Annotated in this window: 17 protein-coding genes; 1 reads left to right on the top strand and 16 read right to left on the bottom strand. The window is 64.4% G+C overall.

What is annotated here, in order from left to right; all coding sequences use genetic code 11:
- Window positions 1-29 precede the first annotated feature (29 nt).
- The 4 genes from gluQRS to thpR form a co-directional block, all read right to left on the bottom strand.
- A complete protein-coding gene (gene gluQRS, locus ACLEXF_RS19655) occupies window positions 30-911 on the bottom strand; it encodes a tRNA glutamyl-Q(34) synthetase GluQRS (RefSeq protein ID WP_004204403.1) in 882 nt (293 codons plus the stop codon).
- Between the two features lie 59 nt (window positions 912-970).
- Window positions 971-1426 (bottom strand): RNA polymerase-binding protein DksA, encoded by a 456-nt coding sequence (gene dksA / locus ACLEXF_RS19660; protein WP_002888845.1) that lies wholly within the window; start codon window positions 1424-1426, stop codon window positions 971-973.
- A 162-nt stretch (window positions 1427-1588) separates the two neighbouring features.
- Window positions 1589-2305 (bottom strand): DNA/RNA nuclease SfsA, encoded by a 717-nt coding sequence (sfsA, locus tag ACLEXF_RS19665; RefSeq protein WP_004204404.1) that lies wholly within the window; start codon window positions 2303-2305, stop codon window positions 1589-1591.
- On the bottom strand, window positions 2305-2841 hold the full coding sequence (gene thpR, locus ACLEXF_RS19670) for an RNA 2',3'-cyclic phosphodiesterase (protein WP_108450681.1): 537 nt from the start codon (window positions 2839-2841) through the stop codon (window positions 2305-2307). Before thpR ends, sfsA begins: the two co-directional genes overlap by 1 nt.
- Window positions 2842-2913: 72 nt before the next feature.
- On the opposite strand from thpR, the gene hrpB reads away from it, so the two are divergent.
- Window positions 2914-5343, top strand: coding sequence for an ATP-dependent helicase HrpB (hrpB, locus tag ACLEXF_RS19675; protein ID WP_032455567.1), 2430 nt, complete (start codon window positions 2914-2916; stop codon window positions 5341-5343).
- Between the two features lie 47 nt (window positions 5344-5390).
- On the opposite strand, the gene ACLEXF_RS19680 is transcribed toward hrpB, so the two are convergent.
- From ACLEXF_RS19680 to pulD, 12 genes are read right to left on the bottom strand one after another with little or no spacing between them, the layout of a single operon-like run.
- Window positions 5391-6191 (bottom strand): prepilin peptidase, encoded by an 801-nt coding sequence (locus ACLEXF_RS19680; protein ID WP_108450680.1) that lies wholly within the window; start codon window positions 6189-6191, stop codon window positions 5391-5393.
- 14 nt (window positions 6192-6205) lie between these two features.
- Window positions 6206-6934 carry a type II secretion system protein N gene (locus ACLEXF_RS19685; protein WP_004204408.1) on the bottom strand — a complete coding sequence of 243 codons (729 nt, stop codon included), beginning with the start codon at window positions 6932-6934 and terminating at the stop codon, window positions 6206-6208.
- Entirely contained in the window at window positions 6924-7409 is a 486-nt protein-coding gene (locus ACLEXF_RS19690; RefSeq protein WP_043521988.1) for a type II secretion system protein M, read from the bottom strand. The genes ACLEXF_RS19685 and ACLEXF_RS19690 overlap by 11 nt, the downstream gene beginning before the upstream one ends.
- Window positions 7402-8598, bottom strand: a complete 1197-nt coding sequence (gene gspL, locus ACLEXF_RS19695; protein WP_064187719.1) for a type II secretion system protein GspL — start codon at window positions 8596-8598, stop codon at window positions 7402-7404. Before gspL ends, ACLEXF_RS19690 begins: the two co-directional genes overlap by 8 nt.
- Window positions 8591-9571, bottom strand: a complete 981-nt coding sequence (gene gspK / locus ACLEXF_RS19700) for a type II secretion system minor pseudopilin GspK (RefSeq protein ID WP_077268679.1) — start codon at window positions 9569-9571, stop codon at window positions 8591-8593. The genes gspL and gspK overlap by 8 nt, the downstream gene beginning before the upstream one ends.
- Complete coding sequence (gene gspJ / locus ACLEXF_RS19705; RefSeq protein ID WP_048323018.1) at window positions 9568-10164, bottom strand: type II secretion system minor pseudopilin GspJ; 597 nt, start codon at window positions 10162-10164, stop codon at window positions 9568-9570. Before gspJ ends, gspK begins: the two co-directional genes overlap by 4 nt.
- Entirely contained in the window at window positions 10161-10526 is a 366-nt protein-coding gene (gene gspI / locus ACLEXF_RS19710) for a type II secretion system minor pseudopilin GspI (protein WP_064187721.1), read from the bottom strand. The genes gspJ and gspI overlap by 4 nt, the downstream gene beginning before the upstream one ends.
- Window positions 10523-11038, bottom strand: coding sequence for a type II secretion system minor pseudopilin GspH (gene gspH, locus ACLEXF_RS19715; protein ID WP_064187722.1), 516 nt, complete (start codon window positions 11036-11038; stop codon window positions 10523-10525). Before gspH ends, gspI begins: the two co-directional genes overlap by 4 nt.
- Complete coding sequence (gene gspG / locus ACLEXF_RS19720; protein ID WP_004204417.1) at window positions 11038-11460, bottom strand: type II secretion system major pseudopilin GspG; 423 nt, start codon at window positions 11458-11460, stop codon at window positions 11038-11040. Before gspG ends, gspH begins: the two co-directional genes overlap by 1 nt.
- Window positions 11461-11480: 20 nt before the next feature.
- Window positions 11481-12695: a type II secretion system inner membrane protein GspF gene (gene gspF, locus ACLEXF_RS19725; protein ID WP_094311823.1), complete on the bottom strand. Its 1215-nt coding sequence runs from the start codon at window positions 12693-12695 to the stop codon at window positions 11481-11483.
- Window position 12696: 1 nt separating this feature from the next.
- Window positions 12697-14190: a type II secretion system ATPase GspE gene (gspE, locus tag ACLEXF_RS19730; RefSeq protein ID WP_423265807.1), complete on the bottom strand. Its 1494-nt coding sequence runs from the start codon at window positions 14188-14190 to the stop codon at window positions 12697-12699.
- Complete coding sequence (gene pulD, locus ACLEXF_RS19735) at window positions 14187-16160, bottom strand: GspD family T2SS secretin variant PulD (RefSeq protein ID WP_032455571.1); 1974 nt, start codon at window positions 16158-16160, stop codon at window positions 14187-14189. The genes gspE and pulD overlap by 4 nt, the downstream gene beginning before the upstream one ends.
- Window positions 16161-16169 lie beyond the last annotated feature (9 nt).

A 16169-nucleotide genomic window follows, 5' to 3' on the forward strand; every position in this document is an offset into this window, starting at 1 on the left:
CAACTGTACAGTGTAAAAATAGCGGCTAATCATAGCTCAGCGGGAGCCATTTGAGAATGCTCGATTTTCGCCGGCTGCCAGTTGGCGACGGCCTGGGCGAGTAAATCATCGATGCTCAGGGCCTGCCACTCCCCGGCGATCTCCTGATTCAGAAAGCGGAGCGCCCGGACGATTTCGGGGCGCGGATCGCCTTCCGGCAGCGCCGGCGCGTGGTTTTGTTTAGAGAGCTTATTGCCGTCGGCATTGAGGGCCAGCGGCAGATGGAGGTAGTCCGGTGCCTGCCAGCCAAAATGCTGATACAGCGAAATCTGCCGCACCGTCGGCTCAATCAGATCGGCGCCGCGGACGATCTCGGTGATCCCCTGAAAGTGGTCATCGACCACCACCGCCAGGTTGTAGGCAAACAGTCCGTCGCGACGGTGGATAATAAAATCTTCTCGCGCCAGCGGCTCGTTGGCGACCAGCGTGCCGCGCAGGCGGTCGGTGAACTGCAGAACCGGACGGGTCTGGCGCAGACGCAGCGCGGCGTTTTCCGCCCCCAGCCCAAGGTCGCGGCAGTGACCATCATAGATCCCGCCTACGGCGTGGATCCGCGCGCGGGTGCAGGTGCAGTAGTAGCTCAGCCCTTGCTCGCTCAGCCAGGCCAGCGCCTCGCGGTAGGCTTCGTGCCGTTGCGACTGCCAGAGCACCTCGCCGTCCCAGTGCAGACCGTAGTGGTCGAGCTGGCGCAGGATGGTGTCGGCGGCCCCGGGGACTTCGCGCGGCGGGTCGATATCTTCAATACGAACGCGCCAGATACCCTGGTTCGCGCGGGCCTGCAGGTAGCTGCCGAGCGCGGCGATCAGAGAGCCGAAGTGGAGTTCGCCGGAGGGGGAGGGAGCAAAGCGCCCTATATAGCGTGAGTCAGTCATGGTACGGACAACAGAACCAGGCGGGAGAGACTCCCGCCAGAGAGTGAGGCAGCAGGGGATTAGCCCGCCATCTGTTTTTCGCGAATTTCCGCCAGGGTTTTGCAGTCAATGCACAGATCCGCTGTCGGACGCGCTTCCAGACGGCGAATGCCGATCTCCACGCCGCAGGATTCGCAGTAGCCGAAGTCTTCGTCTTCAACTTTTTTCAGCGTTTTCTCGATCTTTTTGATCAGTTTACGTTCGCGGTCGCGGTTACGCAGCTCCAGGCTGAACTCTTCTTCCTGGGCGGCACGGTCTACCGGGTCCGGGAAGTTAGCAGCTTCATCCTGCATGTGCGATACGGTGCGATCCACTTCATCCCTGAGTTGATTACGCCATGCTTCAAGAATACGCTTGAAGTGCGCCAGCTGGGCTTCGTTCATATACTCTTCGCCCGGTTTCTCTTGGTACGGCTCCACCCCAGCGATGGCGAGAATACTCAGGGACGATGTTTTACGGTTTTGCCCTTCTTGCATGTTGCTTCTCCTTAACACGCACTATCGATCCCCATGTGGGGGAAAATCAGGCCGCTATAAATAGCAGATGCTTTTCCGGATAGCAATTATCTAAACGTTACACTTGACAACCCTGTGAAGAAAAGCGTATTCGCGCTTGCGACCCGAACACTATTTAGCCACTTATTTACCGGGGTTTAACACCACGGCGATCGGCTTATTCAGAGTCATCCTCGTCGTAGAAAGTTCCGCTTTCCAGGCGAGAATTTCCACCCCCTTGTCGCGGGCTTCTGTTAACAGCTGTGCGTATCTGGCATCAATATGATGCGCGGGAGAGAAACGGTCAATTGCCGAATGCAGGACGGCAAATAAAATCACCGCGCGGTCGCCATTTGCCGCGACGGCCATCAGCTCCCGCAGGTGCTTCTGTCCGCGCATAGTCACCGCATCAGGAAAATAACCGTATTCTTTCTCCGCCAACGTAACCGATTTCACTTCAATATAGCAGTTTTGGCGATCATCTGCCTGTAACATAATATCGATACGGCTATTCTCAGCGCCATATTTCACTTCGCTTTTCAGCTGGTTATAGCCTGAAAGTTCAGGGATTATTCCGGCGGAAATTGCTTCTTTCGCCAGCGTATTCGCGCGCAGCGTGTTGACGCAAATAACGGCGCCCTGCTGCGTTTCAGTTAATTCCCAGGTATGGGCATATTTGCGCTTCGCATTGTCAGAAGTGGAATACCAGACGGTGTCGCCCGGGACGGCGCAGCCGGTCATGGCACCGGTATTTGGGCAGTGGAGCGTCAATTCGCGGCCATCGGGGGTCACCACGTCGGCAAGAAAACGTTTGTAACGTTTAAGCAAAATGGCGGGTTGCAACGGCGGATCAAACTGCATCAATTTTCCTTATCAAACGGATAATGTTCCAGCGCCGTGTAGCGCGTGCGCCCGTAGCTAAAGCTGGATTCATAGAGCACGAACTCGTTCACCGGAAACGTCCAGCGAAAGCCGGGCGGCGGGATCGGCACCGCCTGACGGGCATCGCGCCACAGGGTAATGTGCGGATGAAACGGCTGCGGACTCTGATAGCAGCCGCTGCGCGCCGCCTGAGCGCGCAGCATACTGGCAAGCTGCAGCAGGCCGCGCGGTGGCTGACGGGTCCCGAGCCAGACCACCCGCGAACGCAGCCACTGTCCGGCATCGTCCAGCGTCAGGGTAAAGCCCGGCTGCTGGAGGCGGCCGGCGAGGGCAGACAGCGCCCGCTGTTTTTCCGCGCTCACCTCGCCGAGAAACGCCAGCGTCAGATGAAGGTTATCCGCCGCGACGGGCCTGCCGGCATCCTCAGGGAAGTGCGTTGCCCGCCACTGGACAATCTGTTTGCGGACGGCAGGCGGCAGTTCAATCGCAAAAAACAGCCTTTTCGGCTCAGACATGATAGAGACTCGGTAATGAATTAGGGGGATGCTACAATGCGAGCCCCTGAATGTTAACCCCCGGAGCCTTTTGTGTCCTCATTGCCGGTTGCCGCCGTCCTCCCAGAACTGTTATCCGCCCTGCAGCATGCGCCGCAGGTTTTGCTCAACGCGCCGACCGGCGCCGGGAAGTCGACCTGGCTGCCGCTGCAGATCCTCGCTGAGGGTAACATCGCGGGACGCATTATCCTGCTGGAGCCTAGGCGTCTGGCGGCGCGCAATGTCGCGCAGCGGCTGGCTGAACTGCTCGGCGAAAAGCCAGGGGAGACCGTGGGTTACCGCATGCGTGCCGAAACCTGCGTCGGGCCACAGACCCGCCTGGAGGTGGTCACGGAGGGGATCCTGACGCGCATGATCCAGCGCGATCCCGAGCTGACGGGCGTGGGGCTGGTGATCCTCGATGAGTTTCACGAGCGCAGCCTGCAGGCGGATCTGGCGCTGGCCCTGCTGCTTGATGTCCAGCAGGGGTTACGTGACGATCTCAAACTGCTCATCATGTCGGCGACCCTTGATAACGATCGCCTGCAGCGTCTGCTGCCTGAGGCGCCGGTGGTGGTCTCGGAGGGGCGCGCTTATCCGGTGGAGCGTCGCTTCAGCCCGCTCTCCGCGCACCAGCGTTTTGATGAGGCGGTGGCGATAGCGGCGGCGGAGCTCCTGCGGCATGAACAGGGATCGATGCTGCTGTTTCTGCCCGGCGTCGGCGAGATCCAGCGCGTTCAGGAACAGCTGACGGAGCGCGTGGCGGAGGATGTCATCCTCTGCCCGCTGTATGGCGCTTTGCCCCTAAGCGAGCAGCGCAAAGCGATCCTCCCGGCGCCGGCCGGGAAGCGCAAAGTGGTGCTGGCCACCAACATTGCTGAGACCAGTTTAACCATCGAGGGCATCCGCCTGGTGGTCGACACCGCCCAGGAGCGCGTTGCCCGCTTTGACCCGCGCACCGGCCTGACCCGGCTGGTGACGCAGCGCATCAGCCAGGCATCGATGACCCAGCGCGCTGGACGCGCCGGTCGTCTCTCCCCGGGGATCTGCCTGCATTTGCTCGGCAAAGAACAGGCCGAACGAGCGGCGGCGCAGAGCGAACCGGAGATCCTGCACAGCGATCTGTCGGCGCTGTTGCTGGAGCTGCTGCAGTGGGGTTGCCACGATCCGGCCTCGCTGGCCTGGCTGGATCAGCCGCCGGCGGTGAACCTGGCTGCCGCGCGCCGCCTGCTGGAGGCGCTCTCGGCGCTGGACGGCGAGCGGCTGTCGGCGTTTGGCCGCAAAATGGCCACCCTCGGCAACGAGCCCCGGCTGGCGGCGATGCTGGCCGCTGCGCAGACCGATGACGAAGTGGCGACGGCGGCCAGGCTGGCGGCGATCCTTGAGGAGCCGCCGCGCGGCGGGCTGGTGGATTTGGGCGCCGTCTTTTCCCGTCAGCAGGCCAACTGGCAGCAGCGCGCGCAGCAGCTGATGAAGCGTCTGGCCTGCCGCAGCGGCCAGCCCGATGCGGGACGAATGGCTGCGCTCCTGGCGTCGGCCTTCGCCGACCGCATCGCCCGCCGCCGCGGTCAGGAGGGACGCTATCAGCTGGCGAACGGTATGGGCGCGATGCTGGACGCCGACGACGCGCTGGGCCGCCATGAGTGGCTGATCGCTCCGCTGCTGCTGCAGGGCAGCGCCTCACCGGATGCCCGCATGCTGCTGGCTCTGCCGGTGGATATCGGCGAGCTGATCGCCGCCCGTCCCGAGCTGGCGCAGCGTTCCGACACGGTGGAGTGGGATGAAGCGCAGGGGACGCTGAAAGCCTGGCGGCGGACGGTGACGGGCCAGCTGGTGATTAAGACCCAGCCGCTGGCGAAGCCCTCTGAGGCGGAGCTGCATCAGGCGATGCTCAACGGGATTCGTGAGAAAGGCCTCGGTGTGCTCAACTGGACGCCAGAGGCCGAGCAGCTGCGGCTGCGGCTGCAGTGTGCGGCGCAATGGCTGCCGGAAGAGGCGTGGCCCGCGGTGGATGACGCTTCGCTGCTGGCCTCGCTGGAGGCATGGCTGCTGCCGCAGATGAACGGCGTTCACTCGCTGCGGGCGCTGAAGGCGCTGGATCTGCGGCAGGCGCTCCAGGACTGGCTGCCGTGGCCGCTGCGCCAGAAGCTGGATCGCGAGCTGCCGACGCACTATACCGTGCCGACCGGCAGCCGTCTGGCTATCCGTTACCATGCGGAGAACCCGCCGGCGCTGGCGGTGCGTATGCAGGAGATGTTCGGCGAGGCCACGACGCCGGTTATCGCCGAGGGGCGAGTGCCACTGGTGCTGGAGCTGCTGTCGCCCGCTCAGCGTCCGTTGCAGATCACGCGCGATCTCAGCGCCTTCTGGCAGGGGAGCTACCGTGAGGTACAGAAAGAGATGAAGGGACGCTATCCGAAACACGTCTGGCCGGACGATCCGGCCAACGCCGCCCCGACCCGGCGCAGCAAAAAATATTCGTAGCCCCAGGCGCCGGGCGGCATTCTGCCCGGCCAGTCGAACCACTCACGCTAGACCATCTGCTGCCAGAGAAAAACGCCCCCTCCCGCCAGCGCCAGCCAGGGGCCGAAGGCCAGCGGCTGCTGCAGCGACTGCCGGGTCCACAGGCGCTGCAGCAGGGTCCACGTCAGCCCGCTGGCCGAGGCGAACAACAGCACCTGCGGCAGAGCCTGCCAGCCGCACCAGGCGCCCAGCGCCGCCAGCAGCTTAAAATCGCCATAGCCCAGAGCCTCTTTGCCGGTCAGCAGGCGGAACAGCCAATAGACCGACCACAGCGCCAGATAACCAGCCATCGTCCCGGCGACCGCGTCCGGCAGCGCAATGTACACCTCGTTAAGATTAAACAGCAGTCCGGCCCACAGCAGGGGCAGGGTCAGGCGATCGGGCAGCAGCTGGGTCCGGGCATCAATCCGCGCCAGTATCAGTAGAAAGGAGAGCAGCACCAGGCCGCCCGCCAGTGCCAGTCCCGGCGCGAGCAGCGCCCCCGCGAGGATAAACAGCAGGCCGGTGGTCAGCTCGGTCAGCGGATAGCTCCACGAGATGCGCGCCTGACAGCAGCGGGCGCGACGGCCTAGCCAGAGGAAGCTGAGCAGCGGGATATTGTCCCGCCAGGCGATCGGCTGGCGACACTGCGGACAGGATGAGCCCGGCGTGCTGAGGGTTAGCGGCTCGTCGTCCGCGGTCTGGGCCAGCATGCGCGGCAGACGGTAGATCACCACGTTGTAAAAGCTGCCCAGCGCCAGGCCGAACAGCAGCAGAAAGCCATACCAGACAAGGGGGAAATGCAGCGATAATGCGGCTAATGTCGTCATTTTTGCTCCTTTAATCACCATTTTCCCTGCAGCTGCCACGGCGTCGGGCCCGGGTCGTTTTTGGCCATCGGGCGGGTGACCAGCAGCGCCAGCAGGGGCGGTATCCCCTGCCTGGGCTGTAGCGTACCGTGAAACAGATAGCGGCCATCGGGCGACAGGGTTCCCTGGCCGCTGAGGCTCAGCTGATGAGAATCCTGGCGGATGGCCAGCGCCACGGCGCCGGTCGTCTTACAGCTTAAGGTGCCACTGACCTGGGCTAACTCCAGGCTACCGACCGGAGAGTGCAGCCTGGCCTGACGCCACTGCGCGCGTCCGGCGGTGATTTGCTGACAGCGCCCCTCGCTGAAGTGCGCTTCGGCCAGGCTGAAAGTGACCTCTCCTTCGGCGCTGACGGGCATGGTCGGCGTTAGCCAGCGACCGAGCAGGCTGGCGGGGGCGGTGAGCCGTCCCTCCTGCAGGCGCAGATCGCGGATGCCCCACAGCCGGGCCTGACCCTCCACGCCGCGGGGATCGCTGAGCGCGATCTGCCAGCCAGCCAGGGTGAGCGACCACGTCAGCCGCTCAAGCCGTTCGCCGCGCCAGGAGACTGACTGCGCCGCGCCGCGCCAGATACTGCCGCTGAGGTTGGCCACCTGTACCTCGGGCGGCAGCATCGGGACTAACAGGCGCGCCGGGGCGGTGGCGGTCAACCACAGCAGATAGAGCGCCAGCAGTAGCCCAACCGCGAACCCGTTAGCTTTCATCGTCGCGCTCCAGCAGCAGATGGTTGACCGTGACCCAGCCCGGCCGCGACGGCTGTGCGGTTACGGATAGCGAGACCGCGTTGACGCCGCGCATCGCCGGGGCGTCCAGCCAGTCCATCAGCGCCTGAAAGGCGCAGGGCTGAAGGGTGACCTGAAGACGTTTTCCCTGTGGCTGCAGACGAACGACTTCCAGCCCGTGGCTCGCCGCCTCGCGCATCACCAGCGCGGTGAGCGCCTCTTTTGCCGCCGGCGCGGGCTGCTGGCTGAGCTGCTGCAGGCGCGGACCCTGCTGCGTCATCCAGCGCAGGCTGGCCTGTTCTTTCACCAGGATTTGCCGCCACTGCGCCTCGCGGGCTCGCCAGGGCTGCCACAGCCCGTACCAGAGGGCGCACACCACCAGCAGCCCCGCGAGTCCGAGCAGCAGGCGCTGCTCCGACGGCGTGCGCTGCCGCCACCAGATAAACAGATTAGCCATCGTTTTCCTCCAGCGTCAGTTGTCCTTCAATGCCATCCGGTTTCGTGGTCATGTCGCCTGGCCGGACGCGAAACCGCGGCTGCGCCCGCTGGGTGAACTGCTCCAGCGCCCGGGAAGAGGCCGCGGCGATATCCAGTTGCAGACGGTTGGCCGCGGCATCCCAGCTCAGCGCCCGCAGGCGGATCCCCGGCGTGTCGCTGATGATGTTCTGCAACGCGCTGAGGCGGTCGACGAGGGGGGCATGCTGCGCCTGACGGGCGAGGGGTTGCAGATGCTGCTGCATCTGCAGTCGCGGGTTAATCACCTTTTTCTCCGTAGGAAACCAGCGATGATAGTAGGCCCGGCTGGCCTGCTGGGCCGCCTCGGCCTGGCGCGCCAGATCGCGATGATCCAGAACGCTATTCACCGCCGCCAGCAGCGCCAGGGCCAGCGCGGCATACCGAGCCGGACGCCAGCTCCCCTGCGCAGGCTGCCGACGGCGGATGGCAAACTCTCCCTGCAGCAGGCTGATCTTCTGCGCCGCCGGATGATTTGCGGCGAGGGAGAGCAGCGTCTGCGCAGGCTGCGCGCGCCACGCTCCCGGCGCCGCGGGCGGCGGCGAATAGCTGTCGATGACGTGCTCTTCCGCCTCGCCCTGCAGCAGCTCCGCCAGCCAGGAGCTTTCCGCCGCCATGCCGCTCCATGGCTGGTGGCGGATCAGCCACTGCTCGTCCACCTGCACCGCGCTCCACGCCGGCGGTTGCCAGGGCAGGGCCAGCACATCGGGCGTCAACGCCAGGGGGCGTAGGGAGAGCGACTCGCAGCGCGCCAGCCAGTCGCGCATTTTTTGCCGCTGCACGGCGACGATCTCGCACTGGGCCTGCTGGCGGTGGAGCAGGGCAAAATGGGTGGCTTCCACATCGTCGGCCAGCTGCTCTTCCAACAGGAACGGGGCCACCTGCAGCGGCGGTTTACGCAGGCCCGCCGGCAGGCTGAGGGGGTGAAACGCGCAGTCGCTGGCCGGGATCAGCACCCAGGCCGGGTAATGCGCCGCCAGCGCCGGGAAAGGGCTGGCGTCGTCAGCCGGCCACCGGCCGCGGGCTTCGTGATGCGGATCGCCGGGGGCGAAGAGTTGCCAGTGCAGCGGCGCCTGCCCGGGGGCGAAGCGCACGATCAGCATGGCCTGGGGGGAAGCGTTAAACTTATTCATCAACCACCATAGAAAGTCCGTATCGCCGCTGGACGACGGTAAAGGCGCGCCCCTCCTGTTGCAGGACGCTGTGCAGCTGAAAGCGAAGGTTGCCGGTCACCACGGTGAAGGCGGCGATAAAGCGTGTGCTGCGCACCGTCAGCCAGGGGCGGGCGAGCGTGGTATCGGTTTTCTGCAGCGTAGGCTGCGCGAGAAACGCGGCGACGCTGCTCCATCCGGTTCGCGGGCGGTTGTGCAACAGCTGTTGCGCCTCCTGCAGCGTCAGATCGCCGGGAAAGAGGGCCACCAGCAGGGCGGCCTGTGAGGGCCGCAGGGTGTTGACATTGACCTGCAGCGCGTCATCCGGCTGGACGCAGACGAAGGGGAGCAGGCGCTGATAGAGCGCGGCGTCCATACCGGCCAGCAGGCGCAGCTCGCTGACGTCCTGCATCGGCTGGTTGGCGGCGAGATAGCCCGGGGTTTGTGCCATATAAACCTCGTCCTCCGCCCCGTTCAGTCGCGGCTGGCCGTCGCTGTCCGTCCAGTCGCCGAGGGCGGCGGCGATCTGGCTGGCGCGCAGCGGTGATTCGCCGAGCAGCGCCAGCAGCCGGACGAAGACGTCGGTCGGGTAGAGCGTTTCGCCGCTGGTCTCATCCGCGCGATGGTTGATGGCATTGAGGTTAAAGCAGGCGTGCCCGTCGCGGATCGTGGCGAGGATTTCGCCATCGTCGAGGGTAAAGCGGCGTCCCTCCTGCGCCCAGGTTTGCGCCAGGTTCGTTTGACTGGGCGAGTCCAGCGCGTCGCGTTGCAGCAGCGCGGCGGCCATGTTTTCCGCCGCCAGGGCGTACCATCTGGCCTGCAGATTATCGAGGGTCACGGCGGTGTGTTGATACATGACCGAGGTGCGTTCGGTCATGGCGCTGGCGAGGATCATCATCAGGGCGAGGATGAACAGCACCATCAGGAGCGCGACGCCGCGTTGCCGATTTTTCACTGGCCGCCCCCCGGGGTAAGTAAAAACAGGCGGGTTATCTCCCCGCTGTTCGCCAGGGTCAGGGTGATCTCCAGCCCCTGCGGCAGCGTCTGAGGGCGGTCCCAGGTCTCCTGCCAGCGCCCGTCGGCATAAAACCGCAGGCGAAACGCCGTCACCTCGCGCAGCAGCACCCGGACCGTCGGCTGGCTGCCGGTCAGCGGATCCTGCTGATCGAAGCTCAGCCTTTCAAGCTGCTGCTGGCGCAGGCGGTAGCTGACGTTCTGGATCTCCGAGCGCGGGAGGATCCCCAGCGGATTCGGCCAGCCGCTGCGGCTGAAGGCCAGCCCCCAGTCATCGCTCTGCAACTGAAAACGTCCGGCAAAGAAAAGCGTGTCGCTGTTTCTGGCGCGACGGGGAATGATGTGCGTGACATCGTCGGCTATCTGGCGAAAAGCGCGCTGGAGGGCGGCGATCTGCTGGCTCTTCTCACGGGTGAGGCCATCGGCGCGGATGACGTTCTGCAGCACCATCACGGCGGCGGCGCTGAGGACGGCGAGGATAGCCAGCGCCAGCAGCGTTTCAATCAGGGTGAAACCGCGCATTTTCGTTATCATGGCGGCGTCACCCAGGTGCGCAGAGTCGCCAGCGGCGCGGGATCGCTTTTTTGCCGCCGGACCTCCACGTCCAGCGCCCGCAGCTGCGGCAGCGCGGTTTCCACCCCCTGCCAGCGGACGAACCAGCGCGCCCCGGCGGCCTCCACGGTGGTTTCAGACCAGCTGAGGGCAGGCCAGCGTTTCTCCAGCCGCAGCTGCACCAGCTGATTATCCGCCAGCCAGCTGGCAAGGATTTTCTCTTCCATACGCCCGAGCTGCCGCGTCTGCTGCAGGGTGGATTGCATCACCGCCAGGCCGGCGAGGGCGAAAATCACCAGCGCGACCATCACTTCGATAAGCGTCATTCCGCTCTCGCGTTTCATGGCTGCTCCCGCGCCGCCAGCGGCTGACTGTCGCCCTGGGCGTCGATGTTGATGCCCGTCGCGGCGTCAATCCGCAGCTGAAACGGGGTGACTTCGCCGCCGGGAAAGATGAGCACGTCGGGCTGCTCGCCCGGCGTCCACGCCTGGCCGTTAGGAAAGCGCAGCGTCAGCCTGGCCCGCGGGAGGGTTTCCGCCGTGGTGGCGCGCCCGGCCTGCAGCGGCAGCCACTGCGCGTTGCCCCAGCGGTCGTCAGCCGCCGCCGGGGCGCCTTCGTCGGCAGGCTGCAGGCGCATAAACTGCCAGCGGTCAGGGTGGATAACGATCCCGAAGAGCTGGCCGGTTTGCTGCCCGCGCTCGCGGACAAAATCCAGCTGCGCCTGAAAGCGCGCCAGGATCTGCGTGGCCTCCTGGGTGCGGGCGGAGGGAAACGCCAGCAGCACCATGCTGGCGCTGACGCCGATCAGCAGCAGGACCAGCATCATTTCCAGGAGGGTGAAACCGCGCTGAGACACTATTTCTTCCCGAGGGTCCAGTTGCCGATGTCGTCATTGGTGTCGGGCATCCCGTCCGGGCCGACGCTGAAGACGTCGATGGCGCCATGCTGACCGGGGCTTAACAGCTGATACTCATTTCCCCATGGGTCCTGCGGCAGGCGGCGGATATAGCCGCCTTCCGGGTAGTTGCGGGCATGCGGCTCGACGGCCGGGGCGGTCACCAGCGCCTGCAGACCCTGTTCGGTATTCGGGTAGCGGCTGTTGTCCAGCTTATACATGTCCAGCGCCCCCTCGAGCGCCACCAGATCGCTGACCACCTTCTGGCGGTCCGCTTTCTCCTTGTTGCCCATCAGGTTAGGTACCACCAGGCTGGCGAGGATACCGAGAATGACGATCACCACCATAATTTCCAGTAACGTGAAGCCGCGTTGCCGTTGCATAGTTTTCTCCATTAATACAGTCACATACTCATAAGGGTATTCAGTTGCAGGATCGGCTGCAGGATGGCCAGCACGATAAACAGCACCATGCCGGCCATGGTGACCACCAGCAGGGGTTCAAACAGGCTGAGGGACATCTGGATCTGCGCGCTCAGTTCCCGGTCCTGGTTCTCCGCCGCGCGCTCCAGCATGGCGGTCAGCTCACCGCTCTGTTCGCCGCTGGCGATCATGTAGCGCATCATCGGCGGAAACAGCGCCGTGGCCTCCAGCGCGCGATGCAGGCTGACGCCTTCGCGCACCGACTCGCTGGCGGTCTCCAGCTGGCTGCGCGCCCAGGCATTGCTGAGAACGCCCGCGCTGATGCGCATCGACAGCAGCAGCGGCACCGCGCTAGCGTTGAGAATACTTAAGGTGCGGGCGTAGCGCGCGCTGTTGACGCTGCGCGTCACGCGGCCGATGACCGGCAGGCGCAGCAGCGCCCGGTCCCAGGCGAGCCGCCGGGCAGGCTGGCGCAGCAGATAGCGCAGCCCCAGCAGCGCCAGTAACGACAGCAGCATCAGCCAGGGGCCCGCGCTGCGCACCATGTCGCTCAGGCTCATCAGCAGCCGGGTAGAGAAGGGCAGTGCCTGTTTAAGATGGACAAACTGCTCGACGACTTTCGGCACCACGGTGGAGAGCAGAATGGCGATCACGCTGATGGCGACCAGCGTCAGCACGATGGGGTAGATCATCGCCTGCAGCAGGCGGGCGCGAAGCTGCTGGCGCTGCTCGGTATAGTCCGCCAGCCGATTCAGCACGCCGTCGAGATGGCCGGAGGTTTCGCCAGCCGCCACCATGGCGCAGAACAGGCCGTCGAAGCAGGCGGGATAGCCGCGCATCGCCTCCGCCAGCGAATGGCCTTCGAGCACTTTGCTCCGCACCCCGGCCATTAACGTTCTCAGCGGCGCCTTTTCGCACTGTTGGGCGACGGCATCGAGCGCTTTCTCCAGCGGAATGCCGGCGGCGACCAGGGTGGCCAGCTGGCGAGTGAGCAGGGCTAAATCACCGGCGCTGGTGCGCCGGGTAAGGAGCCCGCCGCGCCACAGCCGGCTCGCCGGGTCGGCGGCGGCCACTTCCAGCGCCAGCCAGCCTTTGTCCCGCAGCAGCTGGCGGGCGTGGCGGGCGGAGTCGGCCTGTTGAACGCCGCGGCGGGTTTTGCCCTGCGCGTCCAGCGCCTGATAGCGAAACAGGGCCATCTCAGACGCTATCCGCCGTTTGCTGTTCGGTGACCCGCATCACCTCCTCCCAGCTGGTGATCCCCGCCAGCGCTTTATCGCGCCCGGCATGGCGCAGGGTCTGCCAGGCCGGCCCCAGCTGCTGGATCAGGGTGATCTCATTTTCGCCGCGGTGGATGGCGGCGCGGACGCGGTGGTCGATCGGCAGCAGCTCGTGAATGCCGGTGCGTCCGCGATAGCCGGTGAAATTACACCGGGCGCAGCCTTTTGGCTGCCACAGCGGCGTGCCGGCCGGGACCGCCATCTGCCGGGCGGTATCGGCATCCGCCTGCGTGGGCTGACGGCAGTGCGGGCACAGTTGGCGCACCAGCCGCTGCGACATCACCGCCAGCAGCGACGTGGAGAGTAAAAAAGGCTCCACGCCCATATCCTGCAGACGGGAAATAGCGCCCAGCGCGCTGTTGGTGTGCAGGGTCGACAGCACCAGGTGGCCGGTGAGCGAGGCCTGAACGGCGATCTGGGCGGTTTCGCCATCGCGGATTTCGCCCACCAGCACCACGTCCGGATCCTGGCGCAGGATGGCGCGCAGGCCGCGGGCGAAGGTCATCTCGACTTTGGCGTTGACCTGAGTCTGGCCGATGCCCTCCAGCTCATACTCCACCGGATCTTCAATGGTCATGATGTTGCGCTCCCGGGCGTCGAGGCGGCTGAGGGCGGCGTAGAGCGTTGTGCTTTTCCCGGATCCGGTCGGCCCGGTGACCAGAATGATGCCGTGTGGCCGGGCGATCAGCGCGTCGACCTGGTCGAGCAGGGCGGGGGGCATGCCCAGCGTCAGCAGATCCAGGTTGACGCTGTTTTTGTCCAGCAGGCGCAGCACCACGCGTTCCCCATGGCTGGAGGGCAGGGTGGAGACGCGCACGTCTATCGCCCGCCCGCCGATGCGCAGCGCCATACGGCCATCCTGGGGAACCCGTTTTTCCGCAATGTCCAGGCTCGCCATCACCTTGATACGCGAAATTAACAGCGCGGCCAGCCGCCGCTGCGGGCGGAGAATTTCCCGCAGCACGCCGTCGACGCGAAAGCGGATCTGCAGATGGCGCTCATAGGTTTCGATATGGATATCGGAGGCTTTCTCTTTGATAGCCTCGGTGAGCATGGCGTTGATCAGACGGATAATCGGCGCATCGTCCTCGCTGTCGAGCAGATCGTCGGTATCCGGCAGCTCTTCGGCGAGGGTATAGAGGTCAAGCTCATTGCCGATGTCGGCCATCATCCGGTGCGCTTCCGCCGAGTCGCGCTGATAGCTGAGCACCAGCGCTTTCTCGAACGCGTCCGGCGCCAGACGGCTGATGCTCATCGGCCCGTCCGCCAGGCGGCGCGCTTCCAGCAGCGCCCGGGCGGCGGTGTCCGCGCGGCACAGCGCTTCGCAGCGTTCGCCGTCGCTCAGCAGCACCAGATGGTGCGCGCGGGCCCAGGCGAAGGGCAGCAGCGGACGGCGTTCGGCGGCTGGCGTCATAGGCGGCCTCCGAGGTTAAAAGCGTCAATGGCGGCGCTGACCTGGCGGAAGGCCTGGGTCTCCTGCTGCGGGTAGATGTGCAACAGATCGTTGCTGAGCGATGCTTCGCTGCTCTCTTTGCCCCGCTGTTTGGTTTGCGCATCGTTGAAGGCGGAGTACTGGCCGGAAGAGGCCTGGCGGTACTCATCGCGGTCGCGAATAATGGTCGGGCGGATAAACAGCATCAGGTTGCGCTTCGACACTTTCTTGCTGTCGGAGCGGAACAGCGCGCCGATCACCGGGATGTCGCCGAGCAGCGGCACTTTGTCGGCGGTATCGGTGACGCTTTTATCCAGCAGCCCGCCAACCACCACCGTTTCGCCGCTGCCGACCAGCACGGCGTTATTCACCGTCCGGGTATTAAAGGTCGCTCCGAGATCGCTGCTGGTGCTGGAGGCCGAATCGGCGACGCTCGATACTTCCTGCTCAATCTCCAGCAGCACGGCATCGCCTTCGTTAATCTGCGGCTTCACCTTCAGCTTAATGCCCACGGTTTTGCGCTCGACGGTATTAAAGATGTTGTCGCCGGAGGTGGTTTGCGAGCCGGTTAACACCGGGACTTCCTGGCCGACGTTGAAGGTGGCTTGCATATTGTCGAGAGTGACGATGCTGGGGGTGGCCAGAATATCGTTCTTGGTACTGCTGGAGAGGGCGGTCAGCAGCATCGCCCAGTTCCCCTGATAGAAACCGGCGGCGATACCGTTAAACGAGCCGAGGGCGCTGGCCAGCGAGCTGCTGATGGTGCCGTCTTTGTTGTACTGGTTGGCGCCGGCGATGACGCTGGATATCGGCAAACCGCTGTTGGTGAACTGGGTCATGCCGGCGTTTTTATTGGCCCACTGGATACCGAGATTGAGGCCGTCGGCATCCTGCACTTCGGCGATAATCGCCTCCACCAGCACCTGCGGGCGGCGGATATCCAGCTGGGCGATCACTCGCTCCAGATCGTTCATCACGTCCGGCGCGGCGGTGACGATCAGGGCGTTGGTCTGGCCGTGGGCTTTGATAATGATATTTTTATCGATCGCGGCCACCGGTTTGGCGCTTTGCTTATCGTTCTGCAACGAGCTGCTGATCCCGGTCAGGACCTCCACCAGATCGGCGGCTTTGGCGTACTTCAGGTAGATCACTTTGGTGTTGCCCTGCACCGCCTGCTGGCGGTCGAGCTGTTTGATCATGGCGATAATGCGTTGGCGCGAGTTTGGCTCGCCGCTCACCAGCACCGAGTTGGTACGCTCATCGGCCACCACGTTCGCCACCATCGATCCCGGCAGCGCCGATTTGCTGGTGTCTTTATTGAGTTCGGTAACCAGTTTGACCACCTCCGCGGCGGAGGCCCAGGAGAGAGGCACGGTCACCACGCTGCGATCCCCGGCGTTGTCGACGCGTTCGACAATAGTCAGCAGGCGTTTGATCACCGCCGCGCGGCCGGTCATCAGCAGGACGTTGGAGGGTTCATAATGGACCACGCTGCCGGCGCCAGCGTTATCGTTCAGCTGGCGGAGCAGCGGCGCGAGATCGCGGGCGGCGACGTTGGTCAGGGGCACCACCCGGGTGACGACCTCATCGCCTTCGCCCGGCGCGGCCTCGCTGGCGACCGGAACGGCCGAGGTCTTGGCGTCTTTAGCGCGGACCACCTTCAGCACGCCGTTATTCATATTAATCACGGCGAAGCCGTATACATCCAGCACGCTGAGGAAGAATTGATAATATTGCTCTTCATTGAGCATATCGTAACTGCGCACGGTGATAGTACCGCGTACGCTGGGATCGATAATCACCGTTTTATTCAGGTTTTTGCTGACGGTATTGATAAATTCCTGGATATCGGTGCCTTTAAAACTGGCGGAAAATTCCTCCGCGGCGGCCGGGGAAAATAGCAGCGGGGTTAATATCAGCAGCGCAGGCAGCATTTTTCGCAGGCGTTTCATGGTTGGCAA

Source organism: Klebsiella pneumoniae complex sp. WS1778 (assembly GCF_049472055.1).
GTDB lineage: Bacteria > Pseudomonadota > Gammaproteobacteria > Enterobacterales > Enterobacteriaceae > Klebsiella > Klebsiella quasipneumoniae.

What these genes read in the sequence shown, in the direction of transcription:
- gspF (WP_094311823.1), bottom strand. Translation starts at nt 12,695, where the DNA reads ATGGCCCTGTTTCGCTATCAGGCGCTGGACGCGCAGGGCAAAACCCGC.
- gspI (WP_064187721.1), bottom strand. Translation starts at nt 10,526, where the DNA reads ATGAAACGCGAGAGCGGAATGACGCTTATCGAAGTGATGGTCGCGCTG.
- ACLEXF_RS19680 (WP_108450680.1), bottom strand. Translation starts at nt 6,191, where the DNA reads ATGACGACATTAGCCGCATTATCGCTGCATTTCCCCCTTGTCTGGTAT.
- sfsA (WP_004204404.1), bottom strand. Translation starts at nt 2,305, where the DNA reads ATGCAGTTTGATCCGCCGTTGCAACCCGCCATTTTGCTTAAACGTTAC.
- gluQRS (WP_004204403.1), bottom strand. Translation starts at nt 911, where the DNA reads ATGACTGACTCACGCTATATAGGGCGCTTTGCTCCCTCCCCCTCCGGC.
- ACLEXF_RS19690 (WP_043521988.1), bottom strand. Translation starts at nt 7,409, where the DNA reads ATGGCTAATCTGTTTATCTGGTGGCGGCAGCGCACGCCGTCGGAGCAG.
- dksA (WP_002888845.1), bottom strand. Translation starts at nt 1,426, where the DNA reads ATGCAAGAAGGGCAAAACCGTAAAACATCGTCCCTGAGTATTCTCGCC.
- gspE (WP_423265807.1), bottom strand. Translation starts at nt 14,190, where the DNA reads ATGACGCCAGCCGCCGAACGCCGTCCGCTGCTGCCCTTCGCCTGGGCC.
- gspJ (WP_048323018.1), bottom strand. Translation starts at nt 10,164, where the DNA reads ATGATAACGAAAATGCGCGGTTTCACCCTGATTGAAACGCTGCTGGCG.
- pulD (WP_032455571.1), bottom strand. Translation starts at nt 16,160, where the DNA reads ATGAAACGCCTGCGAAAAATGCTGCCTGCGCTGCTGATATTAACCCCG.
- gspG (WP_004204417.1), bottom strand. Translation starts at nt 11,460, where the DNA reads ATGCAACGGCAACGCGGCTTCACGTTACTGGAAATTATGGTGGTGATC.
- gspL (WP_064187719.1), bottom strand. Translation starts at nt 8,598, where the DNA reads ATGAATAAGTTTAACGCTTCCCCCCAGGCCATGCTGATCGTGCGCTTC.
- thpR (WP_108450681.1), bottom strand. Translation starts at nt 2,841, where the DNA reads ATGTCTGAGCCGAAAAGGCTGTTTTTTGCGATTGAACTGCCGCCTGCC.
- ACLEXF_RS19685 (WP_004204408.1), bottom strand. Translation starts at nt 6,934, where the DNA reads ATGAAAGCTAACGGGTTCGCGGTTGGGCTACTGCTGGCGCTCTATCTG.